Origin of the sequence: Bifidobacterium choloepi, assembly GCF_010667615.1 — a bacterium.
Lineage (GTDB): Bacteria > Actinomycetota > Actinomycetes > Actinomycetales > Bifidobacteriaceae > Bifidobacterium > Bifidobacterium choloepi.
In genome coordinates this window covers 15,148-28,540 of record NZ_VYSG01000001.1, presented here as the reverse complement: position 1 = coordinate 28,540, position 13,393 = coordinate 15,148, and the positions used below count along the sequence as shown (strand labels likewise).

At 66.9% G+C, this 13,393-nt stretch carries 8 protein-coding genes; 2 read left to right on the top strand and 6 right to left on the bottom strand.

Features of this window, described 5'->3' with window-relative positions:
- Positions 1-38 precede the first annotated feature (38 nt).
- The 3 genes from F6S87_RS00125 to F6S87_RS00115 all read right to left on the bottom strand — a co-directional run bounded on the left by F6S87_RS00125 (position 39) and on the right by F6S87_RS00115 (position 4,059).
- Entirely contained in the window at positions 39-2,174 is a 2,136-nt protein-coding gene (locus F6S87_RS00125; protein ID WP_163226671.1) for an AMP-dependent synthetase/ligase, read from the bottom strand.
- Positions 2,175-2,241: 67 nt separating this feature from the next.
- Positions 2,242-2,760, bottom strand: coding sequence for a hypothetical protein (locus F6S87_RS00120; protein WP_163226670.1), 519 nt, complete (start codon positions 2,758-2,760; stop codon positions 2,242-2,244).
- Positions 2,761-2,931: 171 nt separating this feature from the next.
- The gene (locus F6S87_RS00115; protein WP_163226669.1) at positions 2,932-4,059 is read right to left on the bottom strand and encodes a GuaB3 family IMP dehydrogenase-related protein; all 1,128 of its coding nucleotides are present in this window, start codon (positions 4,057-4,059) and stop codon (positions 2,932-2,934) included.
- A gap of 223 nt (positions 4,060-4,282) precedes the next feature.
- On the opposite strand from F6S87_RS00115, the gene F6S87_RS00110 reads away from it, so the two are divergent.
- Together F6S87_RS00110 and F6S87_RS00105 are read left to right on the top strand one after the other, a co-directional pair.
- Entirely contained in the window at positions 4,283-5,500 is a 1,218-nt protein-coding gene (locus tag F6S87_RS00110) for an NADP-dependent isocitrate dehydrogenase (protein ID WP_163226668.1), read from the top strand.
- Positions 5,501-5,674: 174 nt separating this feature from the next.
- Positions 5,675-7,363: a substrate-binding domain-containing protein gene (locus tag F6S87_RS00105; RefSeq protein ID WP_163226667.1), complete on the top strand. Its 1,689-nt coding sequence runs from the start codon at positions 5,675-5,677 to the stop codon at positions 7,361-7,363.
- A gap of 69 nt (positions 7,364-7,432) precedes the next feature.
- Here the strand turns inward: F6S87_RS00105 and F6S87_RS00100 are convergent, their stop codons facing one another.
- Genes F6S87_RS00100 through F6S87_RS00090 form a run of 3 tightly spaced genes read right to left on the bottom strand, consistent with a single transcriptional unit; the run spans position 7,433 to position 13,240 of the window.
- A complete protein-coding gene (locus F6S87_RS00100; protein WP_163226666.1) occupies positions 7,433-8,002 on the bottom strand; it encodes a M23 family metallopeptidase in 570 nt (189 codons plus the stop codon).
- Positions 8,003-8,042: 40 nt separating this feature from the next.
- Positions 8,043-8,420: a transcriptional regulator gene (locus F6S87_RS00095; RefSeq protein WP_163226665.1), complete on the bottom strand. Its 378-nt coding sequence runs from the start codon at positions 8,418-8,420 to the stop codon at positions 8,043-8,045.
- On the bottom strand, positions 8,417-13,240 hold the full coding sequence (locus tag F6S87_RS00090; RefSeq protein WP_163226664.1) for a VaFE repeat-containing surface-anchored protein: 4,824 nt from the start codon (positions 13,238-13,240) through the stop codon (positions 8,417-8,419). Before F6S87_RS00090 ends, F6S87_RS00095 begins: the two co-directional genes overlap by 4 nt.
- Positions 13,241-13,393 lie beyond the last annotated feature (153 nt).

Here is a 13,393-nt window from a genome sequence, read left to right as displayed (position 1 = left end):
CGACGACGATCCCGACGCGCGGGCGCCGTCGCCGTCGCTCAGTGGCGGGAGACGCCGTCGCCGGCGGCACCGTCCTCCGGCCCGGCGGCGCCATCCGCGGACGAATCGTCCGCGCTGACGGAGGCGTCGGCCGAGGCGGACACGTCGGCGGCGGTGTCGAACGGCTCGCCGTCCTTGCCGCGGACGATCCGCCCCTTGACGATGTCGTAGGCGTGGGTGACGTTCTCCGACAGGTTCTCGGAATAGTCGCCGACCTTCTCGCGGACGTTTTCCTGGACGTGCTTCATCGTCTCGGAAGCCTGGCGGGCCGATTCGGTGGCCTTGTCGAGGATCTGGACGGATACCGGCAGCGGCTTGTTGCTCGGCACCGGCGCGTACAGCTCGCCCTCGATGATCTCGGCATACTTCGACAGCACCTTCGGGCGCACGACCTTCATCGAGGCCGTCATCGTGCCTTCCTCCTGGGAGAAGTCGCGCGGCAGGATGATGAACTTCCTGACCGACTCGGCACGGGACACGTTGCTGTTGGCCTTGTCGACGTACTGCTGGACGAGCGCGTGGGCGGCGGCCGAGTTCGCGATGTCGTCGAGCGACATCGACATGTCGAGTCCCTGCGCGTCCATCCACGAGCGCGTCATGTCCTCGTCGAGCGTGACGAGCGCGCCGATGAACGGCTTGTTGTCGCCGACGACGACGGTGTGCGCGAGGATGGGGCACGTGTTGATGATGTTCTCGAGCGGCGTCGGCGTGACGTTCTTGCCGCCGGCCGTGATGATGAGGTCCTTCTTGCGGCCGGTGATCGTCACGAAGCCCTCGTCGTCGATCTCGCCGAGGTCGCCGGTGTGCAGCCATCCGCTCGGTTCGAGCACGTCGGCCGTCATTTCGGGGTTCTCGAAGTAGCCGAGGAAGACATTGGGGCCCTTGACGAGCAGTTCGCCGTCGTCGGCCGTGCTCACGGCCATGCCGGGGCCGGGGCGCCCGACGGAGCCCGGACGGTTGGCCTTCTGCCAGTTGACGACCATTGGGGCGGCCGTCTCGGTCATGCCATAGCCCTGGATGAACGTGATGTCGTCCATGCCGTTGAAGAAGTGGACGAGGTCGGTGTTGATCGGCGCGCCGCCACAGGCCAGGAACCGCAGGTTCGGTCCGAGCGCGGAGCGGATGGAGGCGCCGACGGTGCCCATGTAGAACGAATGCTTCATCTTCTGCGAGGCGGTCGGGCGCTCGTGAGCGTTCATCATCTTCGACCAGTTCACGAAGTGGTCGAACGCGTTCGCGAAGACGCGGCCCTTCATGCCGGCGCCGGCCTTCTGCGAGGCGGCGTTGTAGACCTTCTCGAACACGCGGGGCACGCCGAGCAGGTAGGTGGGCTTGAAGCTGCGCAGGTCGGCGAGCAGGTGCCTGGCGTCGGGTACGTAGCCGATGACGCCGTGGCCGCCGATCGCGACGTACTGGATGTAGCGGGCGAAGCAGTGGGCCAGCGGCAGGAACAGCAGCAGGCGGTTCGGGTTGTAGAGCATGTCCGGCAGGATTTCGTAGCCGTTGAGGACGATGTGCGTGAAGTTGCGGTTCGACAGCATCGCGCCCTTCGGACGTCCCGTCGAGCCGGACGTGTAGACAATCGTCAGCAGGTCGTCGGCCTTGACGCGGCCGATCGCCTCGTCGAGGTCGTCGTCGGAGACCGATTCGCCGAAGCCGATCAGCGCGTCCATCGCGTCGGCCTCGAAGTTGAAGACGTACCTGAGGCGGTCGTCGTTGCCGGCGATGCGCTCGAGGACCTGCACGTGATCCTCGTCGCCGCCGAACGCGATGACCGGTCCGACCTCGTCGACGATGGCGGCGGCCTGCTTCTCGGAATCGGTCTCGTAGACCGGCACGAGCACGGCGCCGATGGCGGCGCAGGCGAAGTCGACGACGCCCCATTCATAGCAGGTGGCCGAGTAGACGACGACCATGCTGCCCTGCTTCGCGCCGAGCGCCATCAGGCCCTTGGCGACCGAGCGGACCTCGGCGAACATCTCGCCGGCCGTCACGTCGTTCCACTGGCGCCGGTCGTCGAGGAACTGGGCGATGATGTCGTCGGGATCGGCGATGGCGCGCCGGGCAAGCAACGAGTAGACAGTGTCCTCGTCGGTCGTCTTGTACATCGTTTTCAATCCATATTCGCGAAGCATGCCTCCCACTATAGCCGGACGAGGGCACCCCCGTTCCCGCCGATGCCTGCCAGCGTACAGCGACGCCCTAGCCGGGCTGGCCGATGTCGGCGACGACGCAGATCCATTGCGTGCCCTGCCTGCTGAACGCGAGATTGATCCAGAACTCTGCGCCCGCGACGCGGACCAGCGATGTCATCTCGACCTTGTTCTCGTTGAGGACCATGCCGTCGACCAGTCTCGGCTCGACGGGCGGGAAGATCCGGCTGCGCATCATCAGCGCCAGGCTGCAGTCCGGCGCCTTGGCGACGAGACGCAGCAGCAGGCGCAGCCGGTCGACGCATTCGCGGGTACTGGCCGCCTCGAGGACTTTCGGGTCCATCCGGAGCCTCAGCACGTCCATCATCATGACGATGTACTGGCAACCGTGCCGTGCCATCTGCCTGCACAGGTCGGGCGACAGCGACAGGCTGTAGCAGGACTGGAAATGATAGGAGATGTCGCCAGTGGCGGATTTCAGGACGCCGTCGACCGATCCGAGGCGTCGCCGGTCGGGCGGCATCGGTTGCGGGGCGCGGGTCTGGCTGGGCGGCGTCGGCGTCGTCATCGTGGCGGTTTCCTTCCATGCGGTGTCTGCGGTGACGGCCCCACCGTAGACGTCTTCCGCCGCCCTGTCAGCACTTCGGCCCGAAAAAGTGGAAAAGTGGAGAAACATCGGCGTTTCTCCACTGTTCATGTGGATGAATGTTGTGGACGGATGCCGCCGTCGCGGAAGGAACTACCCGCGGCGCGAGGCCGGCGTGACGACGACGCCGCACTTCTGGAAGCTCTTGACGTCCACGTAGCCCGTCGAGGCCATCGCGCGGCGCAGCGCGCCGATGAAGTTCATCGTGCCGTCGGCGCGGTGGCTCGGACCGTACAGGATCTCCTCGAGCGTGCCGACGGTGCCGACTTCGCTGCGCCGTCCGCGCGGCAGCGTCGCGTGACGGGCCTCTGCGCCCCAGTGCATGCCCTCGCCGGGCGCCTCGACGGCGCGGGCGAGCGGCGTGCCGAGCATGACGGCGTCGGCACCCATCGCGAGGGCCTTGACGAAGTCGCCGGAATAGCCGGTGCCGCCGTCGGCGATGACCTGCACGTAGCGGCCGCCGGATTCGTCCATGTAGTCGCGGCGTGCCTCGGCGACGTCGGAAATGGCCGTGGCGAGCGGCACGTGGACACCGATCGTGCTGCGGTCCGCGGACACGGCACCGCCGCCGAAGCCGACGAGGACGCCGGCCGCGCCGGAACGCATGAGATGGAGGGCTGCCGTGTAGTTCGAGGCGCCGCCGACGATGACGGGCACGTCGAGATCGTAGATGAGCTGCTTCAGGTTGAGCGGTTCGTGATCCTGCGAGACGTGTTCGGCCGAGACGGCGGTGCCGCGGATGACGAACAGGTCCACGCCGGCCTCGAGCACGGCCGGCAGGAATTCCTCGGTGCACTGCGGCGACAGCGCGCCGGCGACCGTGACGCCGGCCTCGCGGATCTCGTGCAGCCTGGCCTTGATGAGGTCGGCCTTGATCGGTTCGGCGTAGGCCCGCTGCAGGAACGCCGTCGCCTCGGACGCCGGCTTGCCGGCGATCTCGTGCAGGATCGGCGTCGGGTCCTCGTAGCGCGTCCACAGGCCCTCGAGGTCGAGGACGCCGACGGTGCCGAGCCGGCCGAGTTCGATCGCCGTCTTCGGCGAGACGACCGAGTCCATCGGCGCCGCGATGACCGGCATCTCGAATTCGTAGGCGTCCACCTGCCAGTTCGTCGAGACATCCTGCGGATCGCGGGTCCTGCGGGAGGGAACAATAGAGATGTCGTCCAAGCCGTACGACATGCGGCCTTTCTTGCCAAGGCCGATTTCAATTTCCTGAGCCATGGCTTCAGGCTAACGACTGGCGGTGACAGTGTGCGACCCCCGTGGCCGTCCCGCGACCGCCACTCATGCGGGCCGTGCGTCCCTCCGCGCGAATCGTGACCGCCCGCGGCGACGGCGCCCCCGAAAAATGGACATCGACGACGCTCCGTAATCTTTTTCCACTATGAAGAAGTGACTGGAAGCACTTCCGGCACATCCATCTCACTTCATCAGGAGGGCACGAATGGCCAAAATCAAGGTCGAAGGCACCGTGGTCGAGCTCGACGGCGACGAAATGACGCGCGTCATCTGGAAGGACATCAAGGACCGGCTCATCCTGCCGTACCTCGACGTCAACCTCGACTACTACGACCTGGGCATCGAGAACCGCGACGCGACCGACGACCAGGTCACTGTCGACGCGGCCGAGGCCATCAAGCGCGAGCATGTCGGCGTCAAGTGCGCGACGATCACGCCGGACGAGGCCCGCGTGGAGGAATTCGGCCTCAAGAAGATGTGGAAGTCGCCGAACGGCACGATCCGCAACATCCTCGGCGGCACGATCTTCCGCGAGCCGATCGTCATCTCGAACATTCCACGGCTCGTGCCCGGCTGGACCCAGCCGATCGTCGTCGCCCGCCACGCCTTCGGCGACCAGTACAAGGCCACCGACTTCAAGGTGCCGGGCGAAGGCCGGCTCACCGTCACGTTCACGCCGGCCGACGGCGGCGAGCCGATCGAGCACGTCGTCTTCGACTACCCCGGCACCGGCGTGGCCCAGGTCCAGTACAACCTCGACGACTCGATCCGCGGCTTCGCCCGCGCCTGCTTCAACTACGGCCTGATGCGCGGCTATCCGGTCTACCTGTCGACGAAGAACACAATCCTCAAGGCCTACGACGGCCGGTTCAAGGACATCTTTGCCGAGGTCTTCGAGACCGAGTACAAGGACAGGTTCGCCCAGGAGGGCCTGACCTACGAGCACCGCCTCATCGACGACATGGTCGCCAGCTCGCTCAAGTGGCACGGCGGCTACGTGTGGGCCTGCAAGAACTACGACGGCGACGTCCAGTCGGACACCGTCGCCCAGGGCTTCGGCTCGCTCGGCCTGATGACGTCGGTGCTGATGACGCCGGACGGCCAGACCGTCGAGGCCGAGGCGGCCCACGGCACCGTCACCCGCCACTACCGCCGCTGGCAGAAAGGCGAGAAGACGTCGACGAACCCGATCGCCTCGATCTACGCGTGGACCGGCGGTCTCAAGCACCGCGCCAGGCTCGACGGCACCCCGGAAGTCGCCCGGTTCGCCGAGACGCTCGAGCAGACGATCATCTCGACCGTCGAGGGCGGCCAGATGACGAAGGACCTCGCGCTGCTGATCGGACCGGACCACCCGTGGCTGGACACCGCGCAGTTCATGGACGCGCTCGACGGGAACCTGCAACGCGCACTCGCCGAGTGACGCACGCGCCGGGCGACCGGCGCGCCGTTCCGACGCGACTGTCACGCGATACCGGCGAAGGCCGGAGGGCCGTCCGCTCCCCGCACGGAGCGGACGGCCCTCCGGCTTTCTAAGCCCTTCCCTACAATATGGATGACGCTAATTCGATGCATGAAGGGTGAAGAAGGCTTGACGATGGCTCTCGAACGATTCCGTACCGCAACCCGCCTGGCAGCCGGAGCGCTGGCCCTGTCGCTGCTTGCCACGGCGGCCGCCTGCTCGTCCGGCACCGGCTCGTCATCGCAGGCGTCGACCTCGTCGTCGTCGACGCAAACGGCCGGCAAGGTCGCCGTCTTCACGCCGTCGGACAGCGTGACGCTGTCGACAGGCGTGCCGCTCAACCGTTGGGACGAGTGGGTGCCGAAGCTCACCGAGGACCTCGAGGCGAACGGCTTCGCCAAGGACGACATCTCGACGACGACGAGCTCGTCGATCGAGGACCAGAGCCAGCAGATCCAGGACTACGTCGTCGACCATGTCAACTCGACGAAGGATGAGGACTATGCCGACGCCGACGACGAGGCCGGAGCCGTCACGCTCGTCGTCGCACCCGTCGTCGACGCCGACGAGACGTCGAAGTACTACGGCGACTTCGCCACGCAGCCGGTCTCGACTGCCGACGAGGACGACTCGTCGTCATCGTCATCGTCGTCATCGTCATCGTCAGCCTCGACGTCGTCGTCCTCCTCGGCTTCGGCTTCCTCTTCGTCGACGTCGTCGTCGGAAGAATCGTCCTCCTCGTCCGACCAGTCAGCCGACGATTCCGCGTCCGCTTCCGCCGACGCGACGCTCACGTCGTCGATGAAGCGGCTCGTCTCCGCGCTGACGTTGGCGAAGAACGCCGGCATCCACGTCGTGCTCGTCTCGGACACGCTTGACGGCTTCGCGCCGGACGCCTATGTCCAGATGTCGACGGCGTCCCTCATCGGCGAATTGCAGGCGCAGAAACTCGCCGACAAGCTCCAGCTCGACAAGGCGACGGCGGACGATCCGAAGACGATCGAGGTACTGCTGCCGTACACCGCCGGCTCCGACGGCGACGCCGGCGACGACGCCGCGTTCGCGAAGGACCTGTTCGCCGGCGTCTGGAGCGTGCTCGGCCCGTACTTCCAGTCCGGCCAGGCCGTCAGCGCGTCCGGCACGCTGACGAAGACGACGACGGCCGACGACTGGAAGAACGTCGCCTTCGACGCGCAGAAGAGCGACCAGGTCGCCGACGAGCTCAGGTCCCGTCTCGAGTCGAAAGACAAGGACGGCGACTCGTCGACGGTGGCCATCGACGGCATCGTCGCGATGAATGACTTCGTCGCCTCGGCCGTCGTCGACGAACTGACGAAGCTCGGCTACACCGGCTCCGCCGCCGACATCAACCCGTCGATCTCGATTTCCGGCATCATCGACTCGCTCAGCGGCAAGAAGGACGTCGAGCGCGAGGCGGTGCCGTCGCCGTCGTCCTCGTCGTCGGCGACGGCGGACGGCGACTCCTCGTCCTCGTCCGCGTCGACCGACGACTCGTCGCAGTGGCCGATCGTCACCGGCTACGGCGCCTATGTCTCCGACATCCCGAACATCGTCGACGGCAAGCAGTGGATGACCGGCCTCGAGAACCGCGACGCCATCGCCGCCGACACCGCGCAGATCTGCCTGTCGCTCAACCAGCAGACGGCACTCTCGAGCCTCGGACTCGACTCGCTGAAGAACACGACGGTGAGCGGTTCGCTCGTGCCGACGCTCGCCGTGCCACTCGTCGCCGTCAGCGCCGGCAACCTCAAGACGGCGCTCATCGACCCGGGGTACATTTCGCTGGCCGACGCCGGCCTGTGACGCCGTCTCCGGCTCTCCCGGCATCGTCTCCGCGCCCCGCCGCCACCGTGCGGCGGGGCGCCTTGTCGTTCAGGCGACCGGCTTGAGCACGATGCGCCTCGATTCCAGCAGCGTTTCCGGATCGAGATACTCGTCGTCGGCGTTCCGCACGCCCCAGTGCACGCAATGGTCGTCGCAATGGTCGGACGATCCTTCCGCCACGGCGAAGGCCGCGCCGCGGACGACAGCCGCGCCGGTCGCCACGGTCGCGACGGCCGGCTCGAACGACAGCTTGAGGCCGTCTTCGGTAACGATCGTGACGACGTTCTTGCCGGCGACGCCGCCGGCAAATGACACGGTGCCGTCTTCCGGGGCGACCAGCACCGTGTCGCCGTCCGTCACCGCGATGTCGACACCGCGGTGACCGCTCCCCCATGCGCTGGCCGGCTGCGCGAACGCGCGTTCGACGACACCACCGGACACCGGCATGACCATCGCCGCCGTGCAGGACACGTCGCCGGCGAACACCGTGGCGTCCGGCGCCGTCGCCGTCCACATCGCGGCGACGGCGAGCGCCATCGTTGCCAGGGAGGCGATGGCGCGGCGTTGTTGTTCGTCGTCTTCGTGGCGTCGCCGTGGTTTTCGGGGTTGTCTTGTCATCGCGGAACCGTTCCTTCCTGTCGGTGCGCGGTGGCGTGTGTCATTCGAGTTCGTCGAGTACGTCGTCGATGAGCGTGCGTCCCGCGGGGTGGTTTTCCTTGAGGCGTGGGAATCGTCGGGTGGCGTTGGCGGGCGATGCGCCGGCGGCCCGTGCCACGTTGGATTTGCTTGCGCCGTGCTGGAGGGCTTTTTCGGCGAGGCGGTCGACGAGGGAGTCGGTGACTTGCCGGAGTTGTTCGGCTACCCATAGCTGGGCGAGGTCCTGGCTTAGGCCGTATTCGTCCATGATTTCGGCGGATGCTTCCTGGACGGCGGCCCATAGCACCATGAACGGCTTGCGGTAGTGGTCGATGCGTTCGGCGGTTGGTTCGGCGTCGAGGATTGCGAGGGCGTGGCGGTTGAGGGTGTGTTCGCTCATGGGGCCGAGCTTACGCTTTGCCGGGAATGGGCCGGTTTTTTCCGGTGGGTGGCGCGTTGGCTTGCGAGCGCGGCGGCGATGGCGGTGAGTATTGCCATGGTGGCGAGGATGGTGGTGATGTTGTTGCCGGTGTTGGCGAGGGTTTGGCTGGTTTGGGTGGTTGTTGTGGTGGTTGTGGGTGTGGTGGTGGCTGGTTCCTGGTCGGCTGGTTGCTCCGTGGGTGTTGTGGTGATGGTGACTGTCTGGTTGTTGTCGGTGATGTCGGCGTGGGTGGCGACGGTTTGTTGGGTGGTGGTGTCGGGGTTGGAGGTCAGGGTTTCGTAGGCGACGAGGACGGTGTCGGCGAGTGTGTTGGCGGGCATGGTGAATTGGAAGGTGACTTCCTGGGTGCCGTCGGTGGTGTTGGGGACGAATGTTGTCGAGGCGGTGATGGCGTTGCCGTCGGTGTCTGTGAGTGTGCCCTGGTCGTGGCCGGTGGCGTCGCGGACGTGGAGGGTGCCGTCGAGGCGGTAGGTGGTGTTGGGTGCGAGGTGGTGGTATTCGACGGTGTCGATGAGGGTGATGGTGGCGTGGTCGGTGCCGGTGGTGTCTGGTTGGATGTCGTGGGTGTTGCGTGTTCCTGTCAGGGTGGTGTGGATGTTGGCGATGGTGACGGCCTGGTTGTCGTCGGCGATGTTGGCGTGGATGGCGAGGACGGTGTTGTTCCTGGTCAGGGTTTCGTAGGCGACGATGGTGGTGCCGGCGTATGGGGTTGAGTCGAATGGGATTTCGATGGTGATGGTTCCGTTCTCCTGGTCGGGGGTGAAGGTGGTCTGGATGGTGATCGGGTTGCCGTCGGTGTCGGTGACGGGGCCGTTGTCGTCTCCGTTGTCGGCGCGGATGTGGAGTGTGGCGGTGATGGTGTATTCGTGTCCGGGGACGAGGTTGGCGTAGGAGACGGTGTCGTTGAGGGTGGTGGTGCCTGCGCCCATTTGCTTGTCGTCGTCGAACAGGTCGGTGGCGACGGTGTGGATGTCCGGGAAGTGGATGTCCTGGTTGTCGTCGGCGATGTTGGCGTGGATGGCGTAGACGGTGTTGTTTTTGGTCAGGGTTTCGTAGGCGACGACGGTGTGGCCGGCGAGGTCTGGGTCGGGGGTGAATTGGAAGCCGATGTCGATGGTGCCGTCGGTGGCGGCGGGGACGAAGGTGACGGTGGTGGTGACTTCGTTGCCGTCGATGTCGGTGACTGGTCCCTGGTCGGTGTTGTCGTCGGCACGTTGGTGGAGGGTGCCGGTGAGGGTGTAGGTCTTGCCGGCCTGGAGGTTGGCGTATTCGACGGTGTCGACGATGGCGATGCTGCTGGCGGTGGCGTTGGCTTCGTCGTCGATGTCGCCGGTGGCGGTGGTGGCGATGGCGGGGAACGCGACTTGCTGGTCGGTGTCGTCGGGGTCGTGGTGTTGGGCGACGATGGTGCCGTTGGCGTCGGTCAGGGTTTCGTAGCAGACGACGGTGTGGCCGGCGAGCGCGGTGGCGTCGTCGATGACGAGGGACAGTTTCGCCTGGGCGCTGTTGGTCGACTTGACGGTGATGGTGGTGGCGGCGGTGGCGACGGGGTTGGGGTCGGGGGTGCCGTTGTCGATGATGTGGAGTTCGCCGGAGAGCGTGTACTGGCCGGCGGGGATGCCGTAGTAGTCGACGACATCGACGAGCTTGACGGTGCCGGTGGCGGGTGCGGTCTTGTCGCCGGGGTTGCCGTCGTCGTCGAAGGGGTCGGCGCCGTTGCCGTAGTAGGCGAGGCGGGTGGCGATGCCGAGGCGGTCGTTGTCGATGGTGCCGTAGTCGAGGTCGATGCCGTTGGCGTCGTGGTTGACGGTGCCGTCGGCGTTCTTCGTGTATTCGCGTGCGACGAGCGTGGTGACGACCATGCGTCGGCCGTCGTTGGCGCCGGGCGTGGCGAGTTCGGTGAGGGTGTAGTCGTCGTATGGCAGGGCGCGCAGCAGGTTGTCGACGGCGGCGGCGTGGACGGTGCCGTTGGCGTCGGTCACGTCGTAGGTGGTGGCGGATGTCCATTGGACGGTGGCGTTGGCGGTGTCGGGGCCGATGCCGGTGAACCAGGTGCCGGCGGTCGGGTCGAGCCTGTCGGCGTCGACGACGACGTATTCGCCGTCGACGATGGCGACGGCGCCGTTGGTGTTGATGGCGTCGGGGTCGTTGGCGTTGGTGTTGTCGGTGCGGACCCGGCAGCCGGTGGTGGAGGTGCCGTTGTCGTTGAAGACGGCTTCGCAGCTCTTGGTGTGGATTTCGCCGTTGGTGTCGGTGACGAGGACGTGGGTTTCGCCGGTGGTGTTCGACGTGAGGAGCCAGGCGATGTTGCCCATGGGGTCCATTGTTTCGCCGTCTTTCTTGGCGAAGTGGAAGTCGACGCGCTGGACCTGGTTGGCGGGCAGCGTGCCGGCGTCCGTGTCGGCGAGCGTGGCGTACCGGTTGGGGGCGGCGTTGGCCGGATAGGTGCCGGTGGTGGCGTCTCCGCCGTCGTGGCCGACGGTGAACGTGCGCGACCATGCTCGCGAGTCGGCGTCGCGCAGGTAGCCGTCGGACGCGGCGGCTTCGCGGACTTCGTAGGTGCCGTAGGGCAGTTCGTCGATGGCGGTGCGGGCGACGTAGCCCGTCTGGCCGGTGTCCTGTCCGTCTTCGTCCAGCAGGGATTGCCAGGCGGCGGCGATCGTCGTGACGATGTCGCCGGGTTCGTAGTCGACGCCGTTGACGACGACGCTGCCGGCGCTGCGGTTGACGATCTCGAAGACGGTGCCGTCCAGCGTGGCCGCGCCGAGCGCGACGGGCAGGCCGGTTTCGCGGTCGGTCTTGACGAGCTGGATGCCGCCACGCTGCACGTCGTTCGTGTTCGCGCCATAGCCGGCGACGGTGCCGCCGGTGACGGTCACGCCGTGCTGCGTGACGGTAAACATGACTTCCTGGCCGTCGCGGGCGATCGTGAACGATTCCTCGAAGCCGGCGAGATGGTAACCGGTCGACGACGACGATTCGCGGATCAGGTAGGAGCCGTACGGCAATGCGCGCGCCTCGGTGGCGGCAACGTATTCGCCGTCGACGAGACCGGTGACGATCGTGGCGACGACGGCGCCGGGCTCGTAGTCGACACCGTTCACGGTGGCGTGCCGGGCGTTGTCGTTGACGATTTCGTATTCGACGCCGTCGAGTGTCGCGTCGCCCTGCGGCGTCGACGTCTTCGTGTCGTCGTCGGTCTTGACGACGCGAACGGAGCCGCGTGCCTCGTCGTCCGGGAAGACGACGGTCGTGGCCGGATCTCCGGTGACGGTGGCGTCGTCATGCCACGCGTCCAGCGTGGTCTTGACGACGGTGACGTGGTCGCCGGCGTCGGTCAGCGTGAACAGGCTGCCCTGATTGCCGGATCCGGCGACGACGGCCCAGTCGGGCGCATCGGTCTCGGTGACCTCGACGGTGCCGAGCGGCAGGACACGGTTGCCCGATTCGTCCGTGAACGGCCAGGAACCCTCGACGGGATCGGCGGCGGCATAGTCGACGACGCCGTCCGCGTCGGTTTCCCACACGGCGGACGCGGCCGGCGTCAGCCCGGCCAGGTCCGCTGCGGTGGCCGCCACGGTCGGATACCAGTCGAGACGGAACCGGACGCCGGCGAGCGACGTGATGCCCGCATGCGTCTCTCCGGCCGCCGACTGGCTGGCCAGCGCCTTCTGGACACGGATCGTGCCCGTGTCCGCGAGCGCGTGTTCGGCCTGGTCGCCGTCCAAGTCGAATGTCTGGATGCCGGCGCCGGCCGTCACGCCGATCGTCATGACGCTGTCGTTGAGCAGGTATCCGCTGGCGGGCGCCTTCGTTTCCTTCACGTAGTAGTCGCCCGGCGGCAGGGTCAGTGTCGTCGTGGACATGCCGGCCGCGTCGGTGACGAGCGTGCCGACCGGCATGTCCAGGGCGTCGTCGGCGTACACGGTGTATTCGGCGCCTTCCATCGAATAGGCGTCGTTGCCGTCCGTGTAGGCGGTGTCGGCGGAATGCTTGGCCAGGGCGATGTCGCGGCTCGACGTGACGTACAGCATCCGCTGGTAGGTGCCGGACGTCGCCGTGTACGCCCATGCCCGGTACGTCGTCTGCGTCTTGTTGGCTTCGCCGTCGGCGGCGAGACGCTGCGCGAGCTCGAGCATCGTCATCGTGTCCGGATTGGACGAGTCGTGCACGGTGCCGTGCGGATAGAACGCGACGGACGACAGGTGCGTCGAGTCGCCGTACACGGCGCCGGTGGACGCGAAGTACAGGACGCCGTCACGGGCGACGACGTCGCCGGCCTGCAGCCACAGGGCGATCTGCGTGATGGCCCTGGCGTCGCCGGTGTCCATGTCGTAGTCGTAGACGCGGCTGACGGTCGGATACCCGTTCGCGGCGATCCAGCCGACCGCGCCGGTCAGCGGCGAATCGGCCGTCAGCGCGTACCTGACGTAGGTCGGGGTCGCGTTGACCTGTTCGCGCGACGAATTCCCGTCGACCCAGGTTGCGCCGTAGTCGCCCGGAGCGTCGAGGTCCGCGTCGAGGCAGTAGGCGACGTTGTCGTCCCAGTCGAGCATGACGCTGCCGTCCGACGAGGCGGTGAACCCGTAGCTGACATGCGGGGAGCCGCCAGTGCCGACGAGGTTCATGTTGCGGAATCCCGTCGTGAAGTACATCGTGTCGGGATACGGGTTCGTGGTCGCCGTGGCCGGCATGACGCCCGCGGCCAGTCCTGCCGCGACAGTCACCGTCGCCGTCAAAGTCGCCAGCGTCCTCCTGGCGATGTCTGCAAGTCGCATCGTGACGATCCTTTCGGGTTTGATGGGCATTCCGGCGACCCTGCGCACGCGCTCCGTTGCGCGTCCGCGACGCCGCCCGGCCGGGTATCCCGGACACGTCCACGATGCTCCCGTCTCCCCCGCCGGACCAACCCGGCGGACCTCCGGTGGACG